Genomic DNA, 24,258 nt, shown 5'->3' on the forward strand with positions numbered 1-24,258 from the left:
CAAGCTCCCTTGAAGACGGAATAAATTCCTTGAGACGCTTCGCTGGAGAAATTCTCTAGCGAAGCGTCTTAAGTAAACGCAGTTTGCGCCCTCAAGCAGCTCGCTGCGTCTCGCTTTTACTTAATAGAATCAGCCAAGTGACTCACCGCCAGCGCAAAATAATGCGAACGGTTCCAATCCATTAATACTTGGTAGTTATTGTAAACAAGGTACGCACGGCCATCTTTGTCGTCGGGTTGCACTAACCATGCTTCGATATCTACATCAGGTAATGCTTTGCCCGTTAAACGACGAACACCCAATTCTTGCCATTGAGCTAACGTCTTACCTTTTTCTTCCGACAACCCTTTTAAGCTTTCTGCATCTAATGATTCAGGTAACTGAACTTGACGACCCCAAGTATAAGTATCATCCCAGCCTACTTGTTTTAAATAATTTGCAGCTGAAGCAAATACATCGGCTTCGGTAGTCCAAATATCTTTACGACCATCATCATTACCATCAACCGCATACGCTAAGAATGACGTTGGCATAAACTGACACTGGCCCATAGCACCAGCCCACGACCCTTTCATATTTTCTGGAGTAATATGCCCTTGCTGTAAAATCGTTAAGGCTGCCATGGTTTGTTTTTTGAAGAATTCTTCACGACGGCCGTCATAAGCTAACGTCGTCAATGCTTCAATCACATTATAACCACCGGTCAGCTTACCAAAGTTACTTTCAACACCCCATAACGCAACAATAAAACGAGGTTGAACCCCATATTCATTACCAATTCGGGTCAATTCTTTATAGTGCTTTTGGTATAAATCATTCGCTTGTTTGATTTTCCATTTTGGCACAGCTCGTGGAATATACTCATCTAGCGTTAATTTTTTTTCTGGTTGATTACGATCTGATTTAACCGCTTTTTCTTTAAAAGCGATATCTTTAAATGCACGCTCAAGAATCGGTTCTGAAATGCCTATTTCTCTCGCTTCATTTTTTAATTCGACAATATAGTCCTGAAAGTCTCCTTCAGGTGTGCCCGCAGTTACTGATGTTGCCACTAATAAACTGACTATCCCTAGCAGTAATTTTTTCTTCATAGGTTATTTCTCATTTCTTTGTGCTTTCTCTTGCTTGTATTTCTCAAGCAGGTTCTCTGGAGGCGGTGGTAACTGTAAAAAGAAGCCTTCATTTTGAATTGATGCTTTTACTTTTTCTACGTCAACTGAAGCTAATGTTCTGCCTGCCAAATTTACGACCATTACCATGGTTGGCGTACCAAACATTGTCATTAATTCTTTCGGAACGGGTGTAAAGTCATCTTTTTTTGCAATATAAAGATAAGCACCTTGTTTCTTGGTACTTTTATAAACTGAACAGAACATTTTATAACCTATTTTTGATAGAATTGATCTTACTCTCAACTTCAAACATACATTTAATGTCTATTTGATGAGAGCCTTACTAAAAAGTACACTTAAGACAATAAGATAACTTGCTGTACGCTTAAACTGACTATAACATGGTATCAGATTTGTGGTATTAAATTTATCAAGATACAGAATAGTATGACAAAAACAGCCGATTTAAAGGGCAGTAATTTCACCCTTTCAGTATTACATTTACCTAATGATGACGTTGCTTTGGCATTAAGTATGCTTGAGCAGAAAGTAGCTCAAGCTCCCTCTTTTTTTGCTTCAGCGCCTGTCGTGGTCAATATTGAGAATGTATCGAATGAAATTAACTTTTTTGAGCTAAAATCTGGTGTCGAACGCACTGGGATGATCCCTGTTGGGATCACTGGCTGTAAAGATAAAGAAAAGCAGGCTCAGGCAACAGCAGCAGGGTTTGCTGTTATGACTTCATTTACACCTCAACAAGTAACACAAAAAGCCAGTATGCAGCCAACGAAAGTGGTAAAAACGCCTATTCGTTCAGGCCAGCAAGTGTATGCAAAAGATGCAGACCTTGTAATTTTAAATCACGTAAGTCCAGGTGCAGAAGTGATTGCAGATGGCAGTATACATATTCACGGCACATTACGTGGCAGAGCAATTGCTGGCGCGAGTGGTCAAACAGAGGCAAAAGTCTTCTGTAAAAACTTACAAGCTGAACTGATTTCCATTGCGGGTAATTATTGGTTAAGCGACCAAATTGACAAAGAGTATTGGCATCAAAATGTCATGATCACTATGGTTGAAGACCGTATTCAGATCGATACCCTAACGTTATAGCACAACTGAAAAGGAATAATAAAAATGGCACGTATTGTCGTTGTGACTTCAGGCAAAGGCGGTGTAGGTAAAACTACTTCTAGCTCTGCTATTGCATCCGGACTTGCTCTAGCTGGCAAAAAAACCGCGGTAATCGATTTTGATATTGGTTTGCGTAACCTTGACTTAATCATGGGCTGCGAACGTCGCGTTGTTTACGATTTTGTAAACGTAATCAATGGCGAAGCAACTCTGAACCAAGCATTAATTAAAGATAAGCGTGTAGGTAATTTATTTATCCTACCCGCTTCTCAGACTCGTGATAAAGACGCACTAACAAAAGAAGGGGTTCGTCGAGTTCTTGATGAGCTTATCGAAATGAATTTTGATTTCATTATTTGTGATTCTCCAGCGGGTATCGAAGCGGGTGCTTTAATGGCACTTTACTTTGCAGATGAAGCGATCATCACAACTAACCCTGAAGTTTCTTCTGTTCGAGATTCAGACCGTATTCTTGGTATTTTAGATTCTAAGTCTCGCCGTTCAGAAGAATCATTAGAGCCAGTAAAACAACATTTACTGTTAACTCGTTACTGCCCTGCTCGTGTAAACCAAGGCGAAATGTTAAGTGTTGGTGATGTTGAAGAAATCCTGAATATCCCGTTATTAGGAGTAATTCCTGAGAGCCAATCGGTACTAAACGCATCGAATAAGGGTGTTCCTGTAATTTTTGATGAAGAGTCTAATGCTGGCGCTGCATACCAAGATGCGGTTGACCGTCTATTAGGCAAAGAAGTTTCATTCCGTTTCTTAGAAGAAGAGAAAAAAGGCATCTTTAAACGACTATTTGGAGGGTAAGCATGGCATTGCTTGAGTTTTTTAGAACACCAAAGAAAGACACTGCTAACATAGCTAAGGAAAGGCTACAAATCATCGTTGCAGAACGTCGTAATGGCGGCCCTGCTCCATCTTATTTACCTGAACTTAAAGAAGATATTCTTAGGGTTATTAGTAAGTACGTTAATGTTAGCCCTGATATGGTAACGGTTTCTCTTGAACAAAAAGAGGAAGATTTATCAGTATTAGAGTTAAACGTTACTCTTCCTGAAGATGATCATTAACGTCTAAAAAAATTCGATATTGATAAAAAAAGGTGACTATTAATAGTCACCTTTTTTCTTAAGTGGAATTAGGTCGTATTGCTACTATTTTTCAAGTACCGCCATGAAACCCGTTTCAAGTAAATCACCGCGCCAACCATTCAATGCGTCAGGTTTTAACTCTGGTGCGCTGTTCTTTTTCCACTTCCAAGATAATAACTGATTTAACTGCTTTTTAGAGGCTAAGAACTCCGGCATCAATCCTGATTTATCTGATGCTAGCTTCACTTCATCTTTCAATAATTTGAAGATCTGCTTATAACCAGGGTAGTCCATTAAACGAGTGATCTCTTTTGGGTATTCAGCCGGGTTTAAATCATCTGCTAGATAAGAGAAACGCAATAATTTTCCACCATGACGCTGCACCTCTCTTGGATCAAAACCTTCTTTTAACATTTGCTCTTTACTGCGAATGTTAAAACGTGCCAATTTCCATAAACTTAATTCATGAACAACAAAGTTAACCGCAAGATCACGCTTTCTTGCTTCTTCTAGACGCCATTTCGCTGCCATTTTTAGCACAGCTAACTGCTTAGGATTTAACTGCCACGCATTTTTAATATCTAAAAACGCTTTTTCTGCATCAGGCTGTTTTTCACGCTTTTTAACCGCAAGAGCAGATTCTTGATACGCTGCCGATTCCCATTGAGTTTGTGCTAATTCGGCTTGAAGTTTTTCAAACAATGGCAGTAAATAATGTACATCTGCTGCTGCATAGTTTAGTTGCTTTTCAGATAAAGGGCGTGCCATCCAATCAGTTCGAGCTTCACCTTTATCTAAATCAATACCTAAATAATCAGAAACAAGCTTAGCAAAGCCCGTTGATAGTCCATAGCCTAAAAATGCCGCCATGATCTGTGTATCAATCATAGGCGTTGGCATGCAACCCGCGTAATGCTGGAATACTTCTAAATCTTCACCACACGCATGAAGCACTTTAGTTACCGATTCATTTTTTAATAAATCCCAAAGCGGTGTTAAATCATCAATTTCAACGGGGTCGACAAGTGCTAATGTCTCGCCATCAAACATTTGAATTAAACCTAAGCGAGCATATAACGTTCGTGTTCTTACAAACTCAGTATCTAACATTAAAAATGGTTTACTACTTGCTTGCTGACAGATCTCAGCCAAACGCTGACTCTGAGTGACGATTTCAAATTTCACTATTCTTCCTTAAAAGATCGATAAGGCAAGATAGCTTAACCTCAATAAAAACTAAGCTATCTTGTCTCTAAAATTTCATAACAAATAAAAATAATGCCAGCGAGTAAGCTGGCATTATCGTGTTTTTACATTGTAACCAAATTATGCGTTTTCTTCTGCTTTATATTCATCACGCAGTTCACGACGCAGAATTTTACCTACGTTTGTTTTTGGAAGATCGTCTCTAAACTCAACAATACGTGGGATTTTATAACCCGTTAGATGCTTACGACAATGAGCAATTAACTCATCTTTCGTTAGGCTTGGATCACGTTTAACAACACAAATTCGAACCACTTCACCTGATGTTGGGTGTGGTTTACCCACAGCTGCGACTTCTAGTACTTTGCCATGAAGCGCAACAACATCTTCAATTTCATTTGGGTATACGTTAAAACCTGATACTAAAATCATGTCTTTTTTACGGTCAACGATATGCAGGAAGCCTTCATCATCAAATTTAACGATATCACCCGTGCTTACCCAACCATCTTCAGTGATCATTTCTTTGGTCGCTTCCGCACGGTTCCAATAGCCTTTCATCACTTGAGGGCCACGAACTTGAAGCTCGCCGATTTGATCGTTAGCAACAACATTACCTTCTTCATCAACCATTCGAACTTCAGTTGACGGTACAGGTAAACCAATCGAGCCATTGTATGACGTTAGGTTATGCGGATAAGCTGCAACCAATGGAGAACACTCAGTTAAGCCGTAGCCTTCTAGTAGGTAACAACCTGTATGTTGCTGCCATTTTTCAGCAACAGCACGTTGCACAGCCATACCACCACCTACAGATAGGCGAAGGTTACTGAAATCTAACTCATGAAAATCTTCGTTGTTCACTAGAGCATTAAACAGCGTATTTACACCAGTAATTGCAGTAAATGGGTATTTTTGTAGTTCTTTAATAAAACCTGGGATATCACGAGGGTTAGTGATAAGCAGGTTACGACCACCCATTTCAATAAACAGTAAACAGTTAACCGTTAACGCAAATACATGGTAAAGAGGAAGCGCAGTAACAATAAGCTCACGCCCTTCAGTCAACACAGGGCCATAAGCGCCTTTTGCTTGCATTACGTTTGCAATCATATTGCGATGAGTAAGCATTGCGCCTTTTGCTACGCCTGTAGTACCACCCGTGTATTGCAGGAAGGCTAAGTCTTCACTATCAATGAATGGCTTGATGTACTGCATTCTACGGCCTTTACGTAATGCATTACGCATAGAGGTAGCATGAGGAAGATCGTACTTTGGTACCATTTTCTTCACGTACTTAACCACGAAGTTTACAATTGTACCTTTGGCACGCGGCAGTTGCTCACCTAAGTTCGTTAAAATAACGTGTTTTACTGGTGTGTTCTCAACAACTTCTTCTAGCGTACTCGCAAAGTTTGAAACAATAACGATTGCAGCCGCACCTGAATCATTCAACTGATGCTCTAACTCACGTGGCGTATATAGTGGATTCACATTTACCGCTACCATACCCGCACGCAACACACCAAATAATGCAATTGGGTATTGCAGTAAGTTTGGCATCATTAACGCAACACGATCACCTTTTTTAAGCTTCAGTTCATTTTGTAAATAAGCAGCAAAAGCACGACTGCGCTCTTCCAACTTACGAAATGTCATTACTGAACCCATATTGATAAATGCAGGCTGATCGGCGTATTTATGAACCGATTTTTCAAACATATCAACCAATGAGCTATATTGGTCAGGGTTAATTTCTGCTGGTACGTCTTCTGGGTAACGTGAAAGCCAAACTTTATCCACGCTTTTCTCCTATTTTATATACGATTTATTGCTTATTTCACAATAATTCAAACAGTGATCACTATCACTTTTTATGTGTAGACTATTTACTCCACAATTATAGTCAACTTATTTTATTATCAATTGTATATTCGATGAATATTTGACCATAAACGGGGCGTTTTTTTAAATATGTGAAGCAGTTATGTGTTTATTTTGTTAACTAACGCGCTAATGTAACTACTTACCTGAATAGGATTTTCTAAATGGCAATGGTGACCACCTTCAATTTGATAACAATCAAAGTGTGAAATATAAGCATATCGATGCATTTTTTGCTTCAAATGTCCGTAGCCCTCAGCGCCAATAACTGCAACCACTGGGCACTCTATTTTTGAAAGTAATGCCAAAGCGTGAACTTCACTCATACGATACAGAGCATCGCATTTTACTTTTGCATCGGTTGTCCATTGAAGCGAGTTTGAATTGATACTCAATGATCGCATTACCATTGGTTCAACTAACCGTTCTGGAAGTTGATTCACGCTAGCTCTTAATTCAATGGCGGTTTGAGTATTTTTTAAGGTTCTCTGAGGCTTATTTCTATATCGCTGACGGCTTAAAATACCTTGTCGGATCCTATCTGAAATTGCCTCTTCTTCCTCACTTAAAGGGCCAAGTGCCTCTATCATCACCAATGCTGCTACTTTTTCAGGAAACACGGCACTATAAGCACTGGCGACTAAAGCACCTAAAGAATGACCAATAATAACTATAGGCTCTAATTTTAAATGAAGAACTATTTGGTGAAGATCATCGATATAATCAAAGAAGTGATAAAAATTATCACCGCCTTTATGGCTTGAGCGTCCATGACCAAACCAATCAATAGCAATTAAATGATGATGTGGGTTTTCTTGTGCGTATGCTTCCATCGTCGTTTTAAACGTCGCTGCATTATCTTGCCAGCCATGCAAAAACAGCAATGTTTGGTGCGTATTTTTGGGTTTTATTTCCATCATTGCAATGGTGCCATGATGAAGTTCAATACTTGATTCTTGAAATGGGCTCATGCTGATTATTGTACTTCTTGTACCACTTTTCCACGACGGGTTTCAAGGCGGCTACGCTGATGTAAACACCGACTACCAGTACATGGCATATAATTCATATTGAAATCGTTAGTCACAACGTATTCTTGAACTTGCCATAAATGAATACCAACACCGGTAATGATAGGGAAAGAGTAAAGATAATCACCCACAGTGGCTTTTTCAATTCCATTTGATTGCCCTAAGACAGTAATTAATCGTCCTTTGGCATAAGTAACCGGATCGATAAACCCATCAAAATAAACCACGAATCGACCGTTTGGTTCTTGAGCAATGTCTGGCTTCCCAGAAGAAGAAATAGGCAGGTTAACCACTTCAATTCGAGTAGTTGTTGTTAAATTATCAATTCGAGCAATCACACCACCTAAGCGCACGTCACTCTCTCGATTACTTTCTGCTACTGTAGAAAAAGCACTGTACTCAGTGATAACGACAGCTTGAGAAGAAGTCAATTCTTGAGGTAATGAACTACAACCAGCAAGTAATAATACTAAAAAAAAGCACACTGTCTGTTTCATATTAATCCTTACATATCGGGTTATACATAGAGATCGACACCGACGAGTTGAGCAAGTTCCTCTCTACGCTTTTGTAACATGATGTCCATATACTCTTCCATTGCTTTACGGTTTCCCCCTTCAGGCAAATCGTATTGAATGCGAGAGTTTGCGTATTCTGATGCATTCAGCTGTTTTACTTGTGTTGTTACCGCTGTCGCCACTTTTGATGGTTGTGCAACTAAAGATTTACTTCCCGTCGCCTTCTTGACTTGGTTCTTTTTTCCAACCGCTTGCTGTTTTTGTATCAGCGCGGGCGGTAAGCCTTGAATCGATACCATAATGACCTTTTAAAGAAACAACTAAGCGAGGTATAAACTCCTCGCTTTAATTATAAAAACTATTCTCGACCCGGTAATTTCTTCCATGTCACCGTATCACGAACATAAACAGGGGCAGACTCTTCTGCTGGTAACGCCAATCCTTGTTCAAATTTTTGCTGTGCTAAAAACGCCATGTCTTCAGCATCAGGGTACAATACCTCAGAAGCTTTACGCTCTAATGGTAACTCTGCTAACGCTTCTGCATAGGCATCCCATCCGGTGCCTACTGTTAACCACTCACCAGACTGCTCTGGCAAATAAGTTAATAACGCTTCTGGCTTAAAGACGGTTTCTGCCACATTATAAGTCCATGTTGCATCGTCATTACGTTGATACATACCAAAGTACACTTCACCCATTCGAGCGTCGATAGCTGCAGCGACTTGCGTTGCACCATGTTCTCTATAACCAGCTTGAGCCATCGCTTCTAACGTTGAAATACCTATCATAGGTAAATCGGCACCAAACGCCAAACCTTGAGCAATACCAATACCAATACGAACACCAGTAAAACTACCTGGGCCTTGACCAAAAGCTAATGCGTCTAAGTCTTGTAAGCGCACACCCGCTTCTTTTAATACTTCATCAACAAATGGCAATACTTTAATCGTGTGCTCACGCGGTGCCACTGCACGTCGAGAATAGACTTTCCCATCAACAATTAGTGCGACAGAACAGTTTTCAGTGGCGGTATCTACCGCTAAAATTTTTGCGCTCATTAATGCCTCAATTTTCTAAAATAGCTTCTTGTTTTTCTGATTCATTTTCACTGCTCTGATTGGCTTTTGCCAAAAATTCAGACACATTGCGTAAATCTCGTGTTCTTGGTATTGGTGGTAAACTCTGTAAAAATGTTGAACCATAAGGTCGTGTGACTAAACGGTTATCACAAATCACCAATACTCCTTTATCTTTTGTGTCTCGAATAAGACGACCAACACCCTGCTTCAACGTAATGACAGCATCTGGAATTTGTACTTGCGAGAATGCATCACCACCACTCAATTGACAATCTTCAATTCGAGCTTTTAACAATGGATCATCGGGTGCTGTAAAAGGAAGTTTATCAATGATAACACAGCTTAGCGCATCACCTCTAACATCAATCCCTTCCCAAAAAGCGCCCGTAGCAACCAATAAAGCATTCCCTAGTTCCATAAACTCAGACAGTAATTGCTGCTTAGTGGTTTCACCTTGTACTAAGACTGGCAGATCCAGTGTTTCTCTAAATTTCTCAGCTAAGTCACGCATCATTTGATGTGAAGTGCATAAGAAAAAACAACGACCATTATTTTGCTTAATCACTGGCTGCAATAACTCGACTAGTTTTTCAGCAATACCGTAACTGTTCGGTTCAGGCAAAAAACGAGGCACGCACAATAGCGCTTGTGTCTGATAATCAAACGGACTCGGTAAGGTAAATTGTTTCTTCGGCTCTAATCCTAAACGCTGAGTAAAATGCGAAAAGTCGTCATTTACCGCTAACGTTGCTGACGTAAAAATCCACGCACCCTCTTTATCGGCGAGATGCTCTTTAAATTTATCAGCAACAGAAAGAGGGGTAATATTTAAACTAAAATGACGAGGAGTACATTCATACCAATATGAATAACCACCAATCGTGGTATCACAAACACGCTCGAGTCGATTTTTTAGTAAGGTGCAACGTTCAAAGGCGGCATCCAATAATTGACTACGACCTAATGCCAATTTTAATACGTCATGTGCTAACTCGAAGGCATCGTTGATTCTTACAATTTCGCGCTGAACCGCTTGAGACTTAATCGCTTCTCGCCAGTTACCTCTAAAATTGGTATCGCCTAAAATGATACGCAAATCCATTGCTGAGCCAGCTAAACGCTCCGCTACTTTTTGCAGTTGCCGCATGTCTTTTGCTTCGGTGCGATAACCAATTTCGATATCTTTGGCTAATTCCGTTAATTGTCGGCTTGATAAATTCTGTCCAAAGTACTGGCTGGCAATATCTGGAAGCTGATGGGCTTCATCAAAGATAAAAATATCTGCTTCTGGAATTAGCTCACCAAATCCAGTTTCTTTAATTGCTAAATCGGCTAAAAATAGATGATGGTTTACCACCACGACATCCGCATCCATCGCTTTTTTACGCGCTTTAACTACAAAACACTCTTCAAAGCTTGGGCATTCTTTCCCTAAACAATTATCATTTGTTGATGTAATGCTTGGGATAATTGGGCTGTCTTCTGCAATTGCAGTGCAATCACCTAAATCGCCGGTTTTAGTTTCAGAAGACCAAGAACGTACCTTTACTAATTGTGTTAATAATTCAGGATCTGCTTGAGGCGTGTGGCTTTCTACCAATTGTTGATTCAAGCGTTCAGGACATAAATAATTTGAGCGCCCTTTTAATAAGGCGACTTGGCCATAAAAACCCAAGGATGACGTCATTAAAGGTAGGTCACGATGAAATAGTTGCTCTTGTAAGTTTTTAGAGCCAGTACTGATGATGGTTTTTTTTCCACTCACTAATGCAGGAGCCAAATAGGCAAAGGTTTTTCCGGTACCCGTACCCGCTTCTACAACAAGCTGTGTGCCATTTTTAATTGCATCATGAACGGCATGAGCCATATCAAGCTGAGGTTGACGAGGTTGGAAACCTGGGATGGCTTTACCTAACGCGCCTGAAGAAGAAAATATCTTGGCTATCATATCAACCTGCATTCATTGTGAGTTTAAAAAATAAGGTTGAGATTATGCCAAGATTTTCGAAAAAACTAAACGCTAAGTTTTGAGAGTTACGGTCTAAAACGGCGACTTCTAGATAACGACTTCCGCTAGTATTTTGATTTGATTTAGTAAAAACCCCTTTACGCCCTCTTCATTTATCGGTAAAAGAATAGAGAGAATACTATTTATAATACCATTCTGGATAAGTAGTTGTTCAAATAATTGCGCAGGAAAAATCGATTTTAACAAGCAAGAATGATCAAATACTTATGTAGATTGGTATACTTACCAATTTAGATAAAACCATTGCAAACACGAGAGATAAAATGGAAAAGAAAATACTACTAACGGATTGCCCTGATTCTCGTGGGCTAATAGCGAAAATAACCAACATTTGTTACAAACATCAGTTAAATATTATTCATAATAATGAATATGTTGATAATGTCACAGGCCAGTTCTTTATGAGAACCGAGCTAGAAGGCATTTTTAATGATGTCACTTTTTTAACTGATATTGATGAAGCACTTCCACCAGGGAGCCATCGTAAGTTAGTGACAGAACCGCGAAAGAAAGTGGTCATTCTGGTAACAAAAGAAGCACATTGTATTGGTGATATTCTTATCAAAGCCTATTCTGGTGCAATGAATATTGATATTGCCGCAGTTGTTGGAAACCACGATACTTTAGGTGGATTAATCGAAAAATTTGATATCCCATTCCACCATGTCTCTCATGAAGATCTGTCGCGCGAAGAGCACGAAGAAAAAATGCTTGAGGTCATTAATTCTTATGAGCCTGAATACGTGGTTCTAGCAAAATATATGCGTGTATTAACGCCAAACTTTGTGGCTCAATTCCCTAAAAAAATCATTAATATTCACCACAGCTTCTTGCCTGCATTTATTGGTGCTAAACCCTATCAACAAGCGTACGATCGCGGCGTAAAAATCATTGGTGCAACGGCACACTTTGTAACAAATGATTTAGATGAGGGACCAATTATTAAGCAAGATGTTATCCCTGTAGATCACAACTTTAGTGCTGAAGATATGGCAATGGCAGGGCGTGATGTTGAAAAATCCGTGCTCAGTAAAGCGCTGACTAAAGTCTTAAATGATCACGTTTTTGTGTATGGTAACAAAACCGTTATTCTTTAATTTTATAACGAATAAAAACAAAAATGGCGATCATAATGATCGCCATTTTTATTTTAGACTATTGCTATAAGCACTTATTGAGCTGCTATAAATTCTATTGCGTGTTTATTAAATTCTTTTGGTTTATCTATATTACACACATGTCCACATTCAGGGATCTGTAATAATTGACTGTGTTCATGTACTGCTACCATCTCTTCAACAGGCTTCATAAACAAATAGTCATTTGCCCCCATCACATACAGTGTAGGTATAGCCAGTTCTTTATCTTTAAAGTAACGCATCAATGGGTTTACATCGGCCGCTAATTTGAACCAACGTTTAAACTCTTTTTGACATAATTTTTTGGCTTCACGAGTAAAAATGTGACGAGATTCTTTTTGACTCTTCTGTGGCATAACAACATAAGAAAACAATTTATATAACCACATATAAGGCATGATATTTTTCGTCATATCTCCCATTTTAATCAGAAATTGAGATCGAAAATTAAAACGTGTTATCGCACCAGCTAGCACCATAGAACTGACTCGATCTTGGGCTATTTCTGCCAAATTTCGAATAATAATGGTTCCTAGTGACATACCAACAAAATGTGCAGATTTGATATTAAGATGGTCAAGCACATCTAAAATATCCTGACTCACTACTTTAAAAGAATATTGCTTGTTAATGAATTCTTTGAGTTGAGAGAAATGATTCGAACGTCCATGACCACGTAAATCAATAAGCAACACATTAAAATTCTTTCTAAACGCTGAAATTTGCTTAAACCATGTGGTCGAACTGCCACCGGCACCATGAACAAACACCACCCATTTCGAGCTTGATTTATGCTCATACGTTCGATGGTATAATAAAGAAGTTGTCATCCTTTCACTTTTCATAAAATAGAGATGCGTTGACTATAACATACCCAATTAACTATGAATATTGCGCCATCATTTTCAATATAAATCACTCGGTGGTATGATGGAGACCAACCCGTCTTTTATGCTCTTTTTTTGTCCTTATTAGACTTTAATTTAATACTGAGATTTTACCCATGCGCTCCCTCTTCCTAAACCATCACTACCACGAACAAATATCCCCATAGCACACCCGAAAAGATTCGCTTCACCCTTTAAATAGAACAAAAAATCAATCATAAGCGATACACCATCTTTCACATATAACCACAGAACGAAATAAACCATGCCTCAACTTTTGAATAAACTCAGCGATTTTCATTTTTTGAAAAACGTCTTTTATTTTTTCTCTCTTTACCTGATTACCGACACCCTTTTAACCGAATACAATACTGGTACTTATTTATACTTAAGCTATCCTATACTGATGCTGATCGCTCGCTTCCACTCAAGTGATTCTATTGCTCGTTTTGCTGCCATTTTTTCTTTCCTTATCATTTTTACTGGCAACATCATTGAACCGATCACCATGGATGCAGTAGAGGAGCCGTTTATCACCATTCCTCTTGCTTATATTATTCTTTTTCCGGGTTCATTATGGCCTGTCGCCTCTGCAGGAGCCTTGCTTTTTTCTTATTCTTTCAATCTGCAACTCTCAGACATGGTCATATTAGAAGAGTTTATTGAGGATTCTCTAGAACTGCTGGCCATTTCAGGGTTTGCATCCGCAATGGCTTTTTATCAACAAAAGCTCAAGAATAAAATGGTGGAATATAAAAAAGACAGTTTGACCGATTTTTTAACCAAACTGCATAACCGGAAGCGATTTTATGCGGATTTAAAAAAAATAAAATACATAAAAAATAACCCGGATATTAAGGAAGAATATCAATACGCATTAGTACAAATTGATTTAGATGGATTCAAAAAAATCAATGATAATCTAGGTCATCAAGTTGGGGATTTGGTGCTGATTGAATTTGCCGACCGTTTAAGAGAATTAGAGGGTCATGATGTTTCTATTTATCGTGTCGGTGGCGATGAGTTTACGGTCCTTATACAACATCAGGATATTGAACCCATCACAAATACACTCATTACCTCTGTTTTGGATTTTGCGAAAACACCGTATAAAAACATCAAATCTCATTATAGCCTGACCGCAAGCATTGGTGTTTCACTGTATGATGATTGCTCTGAATTAACCGAATTATGGTGTCGTAATGCCGATATTGCTATGTATGAAGCCAAGCAACGAGGCAAAAATAACGCTCAATGGTTTAATCAAACGTTAATGCAAGAAACACTCAGGTACTATCAACTTGAAAAAGATCTTCTTACTGCACTAAAAGAAGAACAATTTTATCTGCTTTATCAGCCTAATGTTGCGGTATCGACAAATAGCATTGTTGGTGTTGAAGCCCTTGTTCGATGGGAGCACCCTACTTTAGGGCTTATCTCTCCCGTTGAATTTATTTCAATTGCAGAAAAGAATCATCTCATTATTGATCTAGGAAAATGGATACTCAATGAAGCGTGTCGACAGGGAAAAGAATGGAGTGATAACGGTTCTGCTATCTCGGTTTCTGTTAACGTTTCCGTTGTTCAGTTATCTCACGATGATATTTTCAATACCGTTCGCCTTGCTCTTGAAACATCAGGCCTTGATGCCCAGTATTTGCAATTAGAAATAACAGAAACGGCGCTGATGGATCAACCCGAACAAGTCATTGCGAAATGCAATCAGCTTCGAGGGTTGGGGGTCAAAATTGCAATTGATGATTTTGGTATTGACTACTCCTCTTTGCGTTATTTAAAACAACTGCCTATTGATATTATCAAAATAGACAAATCATTTATTGATGATTCTGTCACAAATGAAAAAGATCACATGATTGTTCGTACGATTATACAACTGGGGCATAACTTAGGTATCACGGTCACCGCTGAGGGCATTGAAGATAAGGATCAATTGAACATATTGAAAGTGGAGTCATGCGATAAATATCAAGGTTACTATTTTTCAAAGCCTGTCACGGCACAGTCAATCGATCAATTACTGGTAGTAAAATAGATAACGTAGCATCAGAGTAACACAAGCGAAGCCTATCACAGGCTTCGCTCTTTACTTTACTATTAAGCTGCGTTTGAGTGCCATTTCTTACGCAGTGTCTTTGCCGCTTTCACCATATTCTCTAGCGCCGCTTCTGTTTCTTTCCAGTTACGTGTTTTCAAGCCACAATCTGGATTTACCCATAAACGCTCAACAGGCACTTTTGCTGCTGCGGTTTCAATCAAATCAACAATCCACTCTTCGCTTGGAATATTTGGTGAGTGAATATCATACACACCCGGTCCAATTTCATTTGGATAGTTAAAATCTTCAAACGCTTTTAGGAGTTCCATATTTGAGCGAGAGGTTTCAATAGTAATCACATCCGCATCTAACGCCGCTACTGATTCAATAATCTCATTAAACTCGCTGTAACACATGTGAGTATGAATTTGTGTTTCTGATTTCGCACTTGCTGCTGAAATCTTAAACGCTTCTACTGCCCAATCTAAATACGCTTTTTGATCGCTCTTTTTAATTGGCAACCCTTCACGAATCGCAGGTTCATCAATTTGAATAATATTAATGCCTGCTTGTTGAAGATCAGAAACTTCATCACGCAATACTAATGCTAACTGCTGTGCAATTTCTTTACGAGTAATGTCTTCACGTGGGAACGTCCAACCAAGAATCGTTACTGGTCCGGTTAGCATCCCTTTCATTTGTTTAGTCGTTAACGATTGAGCATATTGCGTCCAATCAACCGTGATTGGTGCTTCACGTTCAATATCTGCCACCACGATTGCTGGTTTTACACAACGAGATCCATAACTTTGCACCCAGCCAAATCGCGTTGCTTGAAAGCCGTTTAAATTCTCCGCAAAATATTCAACCATGTCATTACGCTCAGCCTCACCATGCACGAGCACATCCAAATCTAAACGTTCTTGACGCTCAACTGCATCGGCTATATGCCCTTTCATTGCAGTAACATAATCTTGCTCGTTCAACTTACCAGTACGGTAAGCACTGCGCTGTTGACGAATATCAGAGGTTTGTGGAAATGATCCAATTGTCGTGGTTGGTAATAATGGCAAACCTAACTTTTCAGCTTGGTGCTGCGCACGGATTGCATATGCTTCTGCTCGCTCTGCTAATGCAGGAGTGATAGCGGATAAGCGTTGCTGTACCGCAGGCTTATTAATGTGTTCTGCACTCTCACGCTCACGCAGTGGCTGACTGTATTGATGGCAAGCTAGAATTGCATTTTGGTTACCATCTAAAGCATCACCTAACAATGTCACTTCTTTTAGCTTTTGTTTTGCAAACGCAAACCATTGAACCGTCTCTTCCGATAATTCTGTTTCTTGTTCTAAATCAACCGGACTATGCAGCAATGAACATGAACTTGCGATCCATAACTTATCACCCAAGGCTTCTTTTATTGGTTGAAGCTTTTCATGCAAACGTTCTAAATCTGCACGCCATACATTGCGCCCATTAACCGCACCTACGGATAGTACCCACTCTTTTGGCAATGCACTCACTATTGCATCTAACTGGTGTGGATCGGCAGAAATATCAATATGTAAACCATTTACCGCAAGTTTTGTGATTTTATCTAAATGATGCTCAATGCCATCAAAATACGTTGTTAAGAGTAATTTCACATCACTTTGAATCACTTGATAAGCCAATTTGAATGAATCAGCCCATGCTTTTGGTAGCTCTAGTGCCAGAATTGGCTCATCAATTTGAACCCATTCAACACCTAATGCATTTAATTTAGAGAAAATAGCTTGATAAGCCGTCAACAAGCGAGGCAGAAGAGACAGACGATCAAACCCTTGTTCTACTTCCTCGTCATTCACTTCTTTACCTAACCAAAGGTAGCTAAGCGGCCCTAGCAACACAGGCTTCACTTTATGGCCTTGCTTTTGTGCTTCAGCAATTTCATCAAAAAGTTGTGACCAACTGACATTAAATTTATCGTTTTTAGAAAATTCTGGCACGATGTAATGGTAATTAGTATTGAACCACTTAGTCATATCCGACGCTGCTTCACCACAACCACAGCTGTTTTGAGATTGACCACGCCCCACTTTAAATAAGGTATCTAAATCAGGAAATCCGTTATTGTGACGAGCAGGCACGTGACCTAAAAGTAAACTTGTGGTTAATACATGATCGTACCAAGCAAAATCACCCGCAGTAACAAAATCTAACCCTGATGTGGATTGATCTTGCCAATGGCGCTGACGTAGCTCACTGCCCACGGCCAATAGTTCTTTCTGTTCTATCTCGCCACGCCAATATTTTTCCTGAGCAAATTTTAATTCTCGTTGAGCACCGACTCGTGGATAACCTAAAATATGAGTGACTGTTTTTCCTACTGTATTGTTTAATTTTGTTGTCATTTGTCCAATTCCCTTAGCCGTTTGGATGGCTAAACAATGACCTTTTTTCGAACTATCTACAACGTCGAATACTTCATTTTGATTATGAATTTATTTCAACTAAGCTAGATTTTATTTAAATGCACTAATTTTATTTAGCCGTCTAGATGTTTACTTTATGGCCTTTTCACTTTACTGTGAAGATTGTTGAACTTACTCAAACGGACCTTGAGGTACAGTAATGATTGAATTAAAACACCTAAAAACCTTAACTACATTACGTGACACTGGCTCATTAACCGCAACAGCCAATGCACTCCATTTAACTCAATCAGCGCTTTCTCATCAACTGAAAGATTTTGAAGCTCGACTTGGTAACCATGTTTTTTTACGCAAAACTCGTCCTGTAAAATTCACATCAGAAGGTGAAATACTGTTAAAACTAGCGGATGATATTTTGCCTAAAATGGCCAGAGCTGAATACGATATTGCAAGCTTGAAAGAAGACTTACACGGACGACTGCACATGGCGATTGAATGCCATTCTTGCTTTCAATGGTTAATGCCTGCGATTAAAGAATATCAAGTGGGTTGGCCAGAAGTAGAATTGGATTTTTCATCGGGTTTTGGGTTTGAGCCGTTACCTGCTTTGGTTAATGGCGATTTAGATCTCGTCATTACCTCTGATATCCAGCCCCGTGGCGAGGTACATTACGAACCATTGTTTGATTTTGAAATGCGCCTAGTAATGGCAACTAACCACCCGCTTGCCAATAAAGAATATATAGAACCAGAGGACTTACTCGATCAAACTATGCTGACTTACCCTGTACAAAAACAGCGTTTAGATGTAGTAAAACATTTCCTATCGCCAAACAATGCAGAACCAGCAAAATGGAAACAAGCAGAGAACACACTCATGTTAATACAAATGGTGTCAGCAGGTTTGGGGGTTGCAGCATTACCTAATTGGGCTATCAGTGAGTTTTCAAGACAAGGCTTAATTGAGAGTAAACCGCTAGGGAAAGGTTTATGGCGAAGATTGTTCGCTGCCGTTAGAGACAGCGAACATGATAAAAAATATTTACAAGCATTTTTCTCTACTGCGAAACAGCAGAGCCAGAGTCATTTAGATGGAATTAAAATGACTTAAACGAAGTGTGTTTTCTATTGCGTGTATTAAAAAACCTATTTATTTTTAAATTGATTCGTTAATGGGTCATATTGATAACCCAAGCCACTGAGCTTGTCTTGAACTCCTTGTGTATCAAGCTCATACATACTAGATAATTCTTCTAGACTGTGACATTCCAATCGCAATTTTTCATTAATTATGCCGAGTAGAATTCCACTTTCTAGTCCGTGAGCATTACTTAAATCCAATCTTCACCCTCCATGTTGCTTAAGAGACACACTTAGAGTAGACCAGTTTTAAGAATGAATGCGTGGACTACATCACAAAAAACAACTGAAATTGATAATAACCAGAAATAGCCATAATTACGCTTGCTAACGCTAGATTTTGCCACTTCACGGCTTGCTGTTTGAATAAGTGAAAGCTCCAAAAACCAATACTTACTAACATCAAACTTAACGCAATACCGAGCTTAACGGCCATTCGGTCCAAAAAGATCTCATGAATACTTAATGTCTGACATAACAAGATAACCGACATAACTATCCCACTCACTATTCCACTAATAGGTAATAATTTATGAAACGCCTGCAAGCGAGTTCTCGCTAGAGTTAATAGAAGATGCGCTAATAATGCCCCAAATAAGAATGGACCAGTAACAGCAAAAAATAATTGCGTAAATGAACCTGAACCCAAAGCTAAATTAACAAAACTTGCCGCAGCAAAACCATTCGCAAGCGCCATAACTATTAAGGGGCCTTTATCACGCGTTTTACCCGTTTTAACACTTAAGTAAAAACCAGCAATGGCGATGGCAGGAACAAAATTAATCGCAAAAATTGAAGCGTAAGTCATACCTACACCGGCAATAACACACCAGCCTAGAATCAACACTGGCAACCATTTATGTATACGACCTCGTTGACCTGGGCAAATATCCCCTTTATGCAAAATGATCGTTAATAATATTTGCGCCCCTAAAAGAGCTGGAATAAGAATATATTGTAAGGTTTGAAAGAACATAATTATGGCCGGATTTTAGAATGCTAAATAGTAGAATGACGATAGTATAAACGCTATTTTCACTTCGTCTAGTAGTGCTCAAAAAAGAACCAACTTATGTTAAGTTCTCAAATTTCAGCTTATTAATTTTCAACTCGTTATCCTTTCCTCGCAACAAGAACAACAGTTAAGTATCATCTTATTAACAGAATTATTTTTTATTTGTTTTAGATCATGATGGTGCTAAGTAGCAGATGTGCTACAGGTGAAAATTAGGTAAGTTTCTATTACGAAATGTGTAAGAATATGTAGATAAGTTACACAATTTTTGTATTTTAATATTTTAATTAGAGGGAAATTCCATGTTGGAGTTAATGATTGGTTTAGTAATTACCGTTTTGGTCGGTTACTTTATCGTAAAAGGATATAAAGCCGCTGGCGTACTACTCACTGCTGGTTTGGCACTACTTATTATTGCTGGCTTATTAGGTCATACCGTTCTACCAGCAAAAGTAACCGCGACAGGTAACTTACTAACTGATGCGTTAGAGTACGTGAAATATATGCTGCAATATCGTGGGGGCGGCCTAGGTATGCAGATCATGCTACTTTGTGGTTTTGCTTCTTACATGACTCACATTGGCGCAAACAATGTGGTTGTAAAACAGTTTTCTAAACCATTAGCATTTATTAAATCACCTTATGTTTTGCTGGTTGCTGCTTATATCGTGGCATGTTTAATGTCTCTTGCAGTGAGTTCAGCAACGGGTCTTGGTGTGCTATTAATGGCAACACTATTCCCAATGATGACAGCAATGGGTATTTCTCGCCCAGCAGCAGTAGCCGTTTGTGCCTCTCCAGCGGCAATCATTCTTTCTCCTACTTCTGGTGACGTTATTGTTGCAGCAGAAAAATCTGGCCTTCCTCTACATACATTTGCAGTTGAGACGGTATTACCTGTTTCAATCTGTGCAATCATTGTAATGGCAGCGGCGGCTTTCTTCTGGAATAAATACCTAGATAAGAAAGAAAATACGCCAATGGAAAAAGTAGATATTTCTGCAATGGAAGTAAACGCTCCTTCTTACTATGCGATTTTACCTTTCTTGCCAATCGTTGGTGTCTTTGTCTTCAATGGCAAAACTATCCCTGGTTTATCTTTAGATATTTATACTATCGTTGTGGGTTCAATCTTCATTGGTGCAGTCATTAACTTTATCACTAATAAGCTAGATGGCAAAGCAACGCTAGAAGATCTAGAGTCTTGTTATGCGGGTATGGCTGATGCCTTTAAAGGCGTGGTAATGCTATTAGTTGCGGCAGGTGTATTTGCACAAGGCCTAATGTCTGTTGGTGCGATTGATAACTTACTTCACCTTGCTGATTCTGCGGGTGCTGGTGGTGTTGCACTGATGCTTCTTCTTACTGGTCTAACAGTAGCAGCGGCTATTGCAACAGGTTCTGGTAACGCGCCGTTCTATGCATTCGTAGAACTTGCACCACAATTGGCTGGCAAAATGGGTCTTAGCCCTGCATTCCTTATCATCCCAATGCTTCAAGCATCTAACCTTGGTCGCACAATCTCTCCAGTATCTGGCGTTATTGTAGCGACATCTGGTATGGCGAAAATCAGCCCATTTGAAGTTGTGAAACGTACTTCTGTCCCTGTTATTTGTGGTTTAATCACTGTAATTGCAGGAACCATGGTACTTGTTCCAATGTATGCATAATTAAGTTAGATAGATAACGATTCTTAAACGCCAGTGGTTAATACTACTGGCGTTTTTTTTGATTTTATTCGTTTTATTCTGTGATGCTTTAGCCAATAGGCACTTTCCTTACAAACAATTTACCTAATGCTCACGTAAATCTTATGAAATAAAGCTAAATTTAGCTTATCAATACATACGACAAAAACAGGCACAACCATCATGATCAAAGATACGACTATTATTTTTACCCTATCCTTTCTGGCGATTTCTATCACCTACCTATGTCGTTTATATCTATAACTTTAATACCCAATGAAACTCCCTTACTAATATTGAGGGCTTTCTTTTCTGGTTAAACTCACCTCAAATCGGTATAATTCGGCCTCCAAATTCTGAGGTGAACTAATGCATAACGTAACTCCAATAAACGAATACCCTAAATTCTGGGCAGAATGCTATGGAACAGCCCCTTTCTTTCCTACTTCTCGTAAAGAAATGGACCAACTTGGTTGGGATAGCTGCGACATTATCATTGTAACTGGGGATGCGTACGTGGATCACCCAAGTTTTGGTATGGCGATCATCGGACGTTTGCTAGAATCACAAGGCTTTCGCGTTGGTATCATTGCCCAACCAAAATGGGACAATAAAGACGAATTTATGGCTCTTGGTCAACCAAATCTATTTTTTGGTATTACTGCGGGTAACATGGATTCAATGATCAACCGTTATACCTCAGATAAAAAACTTCGCCATGATGATGCTTATACCCCAAATAATGAAGGTGGTAAGCGTCCTGACCGTGCTGTACTGGTATATTCTCAACGCTGTCGTGAAGCCTTTAAAGATACGCCTATTGTTTTAGGTGGTATTGAGGCAAGCCTACGTCGTTTAGCACATTACGATTACTGGTCTGATAAAGTTCGTCGCTCAGTACTGTTTGATGCGAAAGGTGACATTCTTCTGTTTGGTAATGCTGAACGTGCATTGGTTGAAGTGGCTCATCGCCTTGCCAATGGCGAAGACGTAAAAACAATGACTGACATTCGTGGTACTGCAGTAAACTTACCAGCAGAGCCTGAAGGTTTTAAAATCATTGATTCTTCTCGTATTGAAAAACCAAGCAAAGCTGTCTTTGTTCCAATCAATCCATACGCAACAGAAGAGCAGTGCGAAACCAACAAATCGGAAGTAAAAGAAGAACAACCGCAAGTTATTACGGTTCGTGCTTCAAGCCATGATTCAAAAACAACAGCGATTCGTATCCCACCGTATGAAAAACTAAACGGTGACCGTATTCTTTATGCTCACGCTAGTCGTATTATGCATTTAGAAACTAACCCATACTCTGGCCGAGCATTAATTCAGCGTCATGGTGATCGTGAATTATGGGTAAACCAAGCACCAATCCCTCTGACAACCGAAGAGATGGATTTTGTTTTTGACTTGCCTTATGCGCGTGTCCCACACCCTATGTATGGCAAAGCTAAGATCCCTGCGTATGACATGATTAAAACATCAGTCAACATTATGCGTGGTTGTTTTGGTGGTTGTTCATTCTGTAGTATTACTGAACACGAAGGTCGTATTATTCAAAACCGCTCTAAAGAATCTATTATCAATGAATTAGAAGAAATTAGAGATAAAGTTCCAGGATTTACCGGCACAATTTCAGATCTTGGTGGCCCAACCGCGAACATGTATCGTTTAGGTTGTTCTATTCCTAAAGCAGAAGCAACCTGTCGTCGCCCTTCATGTGTTTTCCCTAAGATCTGTGACAAGTTAAATACTGATCACGTACATACAATTGATTTGTACCGTGAAGCACGTAAAGTCAAAGGCATTAATAAAGTATTAATTGCTTCTGGTGTTCGTTACGACTTAGCCATTGAATCTCCAGAATACGTGCGTGAGTTAGTGACCCATCACGTTGGCGGTTATTTGAAGATTGCACCAGAGCATACCGAAAAAGGCCCATTAGATTTAATGATGAAGCCAGGTATGGGTACGTACGATCGCTTTAAGTCTATGTTTGAAAAATACAGCCAAGAGGCCGGTAAGAAGCAATATCTTATCCCTTATTTTATCTCTGCTCATCCGGGTACAGAAGATGAAGACATGCTGAACCTAGCGATGTGGCTGAAGAAAAACAACCTTGAGTGTGATCAGGTTCAGAACTTCTATCCATCACCAATGTGTAATGCAACGTCAATGTATTACTCAGAAACAAACCCACTGAAACGCGTGAAATATAAAAAACGTGAAGATGTAACAGTGGCTAAAGGTGAACGCCAACGTCGACTGCATAAAGGCTTATTACGTTATCACGATCCTAAAAACTGGAAAATGATCCGTGAAGCACTAACAGAGATGGGTAAAAAGCACCTTATTGGTGACAAGCCACATTGTTTAGTGCCTGAAGACGATATCGATACACAAACACCTGCTGAACGTCGTCAAACAGGACGTCACGGCGCGAAACGTTTTGCAACTAAGCATACTCAAGCACAGTTTGATGGTGATCCTCGTAATAGTAATAGTCGCGGTGGTCAAAATAAGAATAACCGTAACGGTAAGCCTAGCTCTCAAGGTCAAAACCGCAATGGGAATGGTGGAAAACCTAGTGGAAATACAGGTTCAGATAAGCCAGCATCAAGCGGACAAAAAAATGGCGTTCGTAATGGTTATTCAAATAATAAACCAAGTGGCAATGGTAAACCTAAAACCACTGGTAATAAACCAAATGGTACAGGGCCTAAACGCAAGCCTAAACACCGTTAATTAAATAGAAAAAATTAACAAGTATAAAAAAAGCGAACCAATGCGGTTCGCTTTTTTTATTGTCTGAATATAAAGTAAT

21 protein-coding genes are annotated in these 24,258 nt (G+C 39.3%); 8 read left to right on the forward strand and 13 right to left on the reverse strand.

Features of this window, described 5'->3' with window-relative positions:
- Window positions 1–116: 116 nt before the first annotated feature.
- Window positions 117–1,091 carry a lytic murein transglycosylase gene (locus PVK70_RS10010; protein WP_130048199.1) on the reverse strand — a complete coding sequence of 325 codons (975 nt, stop codon included), beginning with the start codon at window positions 1,089–1,091 and terminating at the stop codon, window positions 117–119.
- Window positions 1,092–1,094: 3 nt separating this feature from the next.
- Complete coding sequence (locus PVK70_RS10015) at window positions 1,095–1,376, reverse strand: YcgL domain-containing protein (protein ID WP_130045496.1); 282 nt, start codon at window positions 1,374–1,376, stop codon at window positions 1,095–1,097.
- Window positions 1,377–1,559: 183 nt separating this feature from the next.
- Between PVK70_RS10015 and minC the strand changes: the two genes are divergently transcribed.
- Genes minC through minE form a run of 3 tightly spaced genes read left to right on the forward strand, consistent with a single transcriptional unit; the run spans window position 1,560 to window position 3,325 of the window.
- On the forward strand, window positions 1,560–2,225 hold the full coding sequence (gene minC / locus PVK70_RS10020; protein WP_130048200.1) for a septum site-determining protein MinC: 666 nt from the start codon (window positions 1,560–1,562) through the stop codon (window positions 2,223–2,225).
- A 24-nt stretch (window positions 2,226–2,249) separates the two neighbouring features.
- Window positions 2,250–3,062, forward strand: coding sequence for a septum site-determining protein MinD (minD, locus tag PVK70_RS10025; RefSeq protein WP_130048201.1), 813 nt, complete (start codon window positions 2,250–2,252; stop codon window positions 3,060–3,062).
- A 2-nt stretch (window positions 3,063–3,064) separates the two neighbouring features.
- On the forward strand, window positions 3,065–3,325 hold the full coding sequence (gene minE / locus PVK70_RS10030; protein WP_130045499.1) for a cell division topological specificity factor MinE: 261 nt from the start codon (window positions 3,065–3,067) through the stop codon (window positions 3,323–3,325).
- Window positions 3,326–3,409: 84 nt separating this feature from the next.
- On the opposite strand, the gene rnd is transcribed toward minE, so the two are convergent.
- From rnd to PVK70_RS10065, 7 genes are all read right to left on the reverse strand, one after another.
- Complete coding sequence (rnd, locus tag PVK70_RS10035) at window positions 3,410–4,531, reverse strand: ribonuclease D (protein WP_130048202.1); 1,122 nt, start codon at window positions 4,529–4,531, stop codon at window positions 3,410–3,412.
- 141 nt (window positions 4,532–4,672) lie between these two features.
- Window positions 4,673–6,355: a long-chain-fatty-acid--CoA ligase FadD gene (gene fadD, locus PVK70_RS10040; protein ID WP_130045501.1), complete on the reverse strand. Its 1,683-nt coding sequence runs from the start codon at window positions 6,353–6,355 to the stop codon at window positions 4,673–4,675.
- Between the two features lie 182 nt (window positions 6,356–6,537).
- The gene (locus PVK70_RS10045; RefSeq protein ID WP_130048203.1) at window positions 6,538–7,407 is read right to left on the reverse strand and encodes an alpha/beta fold hydrolase; all 870 of its coding nucleotides are present in this window, start codon (window positions 7,405–7,407) and stop codon (window positions 6,538–6,540) included.
- A gap of 5 nt (window positions 7,408–7,412) precedes the next feature.
- Window positions 7,413–7,964, reverse strand: coding sequence for a Slp family lipoprotein (locus tag PVK70_RS10050; RefSeq protein WP_130048204.1), 552 nt, complete (start codon window positions 7,962–7,964; stop codon window positions 7,413–7,415).
- A 20-nt stretch (window positions 7,965–7,984) separates the two neighbouring features.
- Window positions 7,985–8,284, reverse strand: coding sequence for a chromosome partitioning protein ParA (locus tag PVK70_RS10055; RefSeq protein ID WP_130048205.1), 300 nt, complete (start codon window positions 8,282–8,284; stop codon window positions 7,985–7,987).
- A 59-nt stretch (window positions 8,285–8,343) separates the two neighbouring features.
- Window positions 8,344–9,045 carry a tRNA (adenosine(37)-N6)-threonylcarbamoyltransferase complex dimerization subunit type 1 TsaB gene (tsaB, locus tag PVK70_RS10060; RefSeq protein ID WP_130045505.1) on the reverse strand — a complete coding sequence of 234 codons (702 nt, stop codon included), beginning with the start codon at window positions 9,043–9,045 and terminating at the stop codon, window positions 8,344–8,346.
- Between the two features lie 7 nt (window positions 9,046–9,052).
- Window positions 9,053–11,014, reverse strand: a complete 1,962-nt coding sequence (locus PVK70_RS10065) for an ATP-dependent DNA helicase (protein WP_130048206.1) — start codon at window positions 11,012–11,014, stop codon at window positions 9,053–9,055.
- Window positions 11,015–11,358: 344 nt separating this feature from the next.
- On the opposite strand from PVK70_RS10065, the gene purU reads away from it, so the two are divergent.
- Window positions 11,359–12,192, forward strand: a complete 834-nt coding sequence (gene purU, locus PVK70_RS10070; protein WP_130048207.1) for a formyltetrahydrofolate deformylase — start codon at window positions 11,359–11,361, stop codon at window positions 12,190–12,192.
- Between the two features lie 74 nt (window positions 12,193–12,266).
- Here purU and PVK70_RS10075 read toward each other — a convergent pair whose 3' ends face one another.
- Window positions 12,267–13,064 carry an alpha/beta fold hydrolase gene (locus PVK70_RS10075; RefSeq protein WP_130048208.1) on the reverse strand — a complete coding sequence of 266 codons (798 nt, stop codon included), beginning with the start codon at window positions 13,062–13,064 and terminating at the stop codon, window positions 12,267–12,269.
- A gap of 463 nt (window positions 13,065–13,527) precedes the next feature.
- Between PVK70_RS10075 and PVK70_RS10080 the strand changes: the two genes are divergently transcribed.
- The gene (locus tag PVK70_RS10080) at window positions 13,528–15,174 is read left to right on the forward strand and encodes a putative bifunctional diguanylate cyclase/phosphodiesterase (RefSeq protein WP_242504785.1); all 1,647 of its coding nucleotides are present in this window, start codon (window positions 13,528–13,530) and stop codon (window positions 15,172–15,174) included.
- A 62-nt stretch (window positions 15,175–15,236) separates the two neighbouring features.
- Here the strand turns inward: PVK70_RS10080 and metE are convergent, their stop codons facing one another.
- On the reverse strand, window positions 15,237–17,570 hold the full coding sequence (gene metE, locus PVK70_RS10085; RefSeq protein ID WP_130048210.1) for a 5-methyltetrahydropteroyltriglutamate--homocysteine S-methyltransferase: 2,334 nt from the start codon (window positions 17,568–17,570) through the stop codon (window positions 15,237–15,239).
- A gap of 220 nt (window positions 17,571–17,790) precedes the next feature.
- Here metE and PVK70_RS10090 point away from each other — a divergent pair, with 220 nt between their 5' ends.
- Window positions 17,791–18,702 carry a LysR substrate-binding domain-containing protein gene (locus tag PVK70_RS10090; protein ID WP_130048211.1) on the forward strand — a complete coding sequence of 304 codons (912 nt, stop codon included), beginning with the start codon at window positions 17,791–17,793 and terminating at the stop codon, window positions 18,700–18,702.
- A 35-nt stretch (window positions 18,703–18,737) separates the two neighbouring features.
- On the opposite strand, the gene PVK70_RS10095 is transcribed toward PVK70_RS10090, so the two are convergent.
- Window positions 18,738–18,932, reverse strand: coding sequence for a DUF4250 domain-containing protein (locus PVK70_RS10095; RefSeq protein WP_130045519.1), 195 nt, complete (start codon window positions 18,930–18,932; stop codon window positions 18,738–18,740).
- Window positions 18,933–18,999: 67 nt separating this feature from the next.
- On the reverse strand, window positions 19,000–19,707 hold the full coding sequence (locus PVK70_RS10100) for a hypothetical protein (RefSeq protein ID WP_130045520.1): 708 nt from the start codon (window positions 19,705–19,707) through the stop codon (window positions 19,000–19,002).
- 341 nt (window positions 19,708–20,048) lie between these two features.
- On the opposite strand from PVK70_RS10100, the gene dcuC reads away from it, so the two are divergent.
- Window positions 20,049–21,416, forward strand: coding sequence for an anaerobic C4-dicarboxylate transporter DcuC (dcuC, locus tag PVK70_RS10105; RefSeq protein WP_130048212.1), 1,368 nt, complete (start codon window positions 20,049–20,051; stop codon window positions 21,414–21,416).
- 387 nt (window positions 21,417–21,803) lie between these two features.
- Complete coding sequence (locus tag PVK70_RS10110; protein WP_130048213.1) at window positions 21,804–24,179, forward strand: YgiQ family radical SAM protein; 2,376 nt, start codon at window positions 21,804–21,806, stop codon at window positions 24,177–24,179.
- Window positions 24,180–24,258 lie beyond the last annotated feature (79 nt).

It is taken from the genome of Aliivibrio sp. A6, assembly GCF_028765505.1.
Classification (GTDB): Bacteria; Pseudomonadota; Gammaproteobacteria; order Enterobacterales; family Vibrionaceae; genus Aliivibrio; species Aliivibrio finisterrensis_A.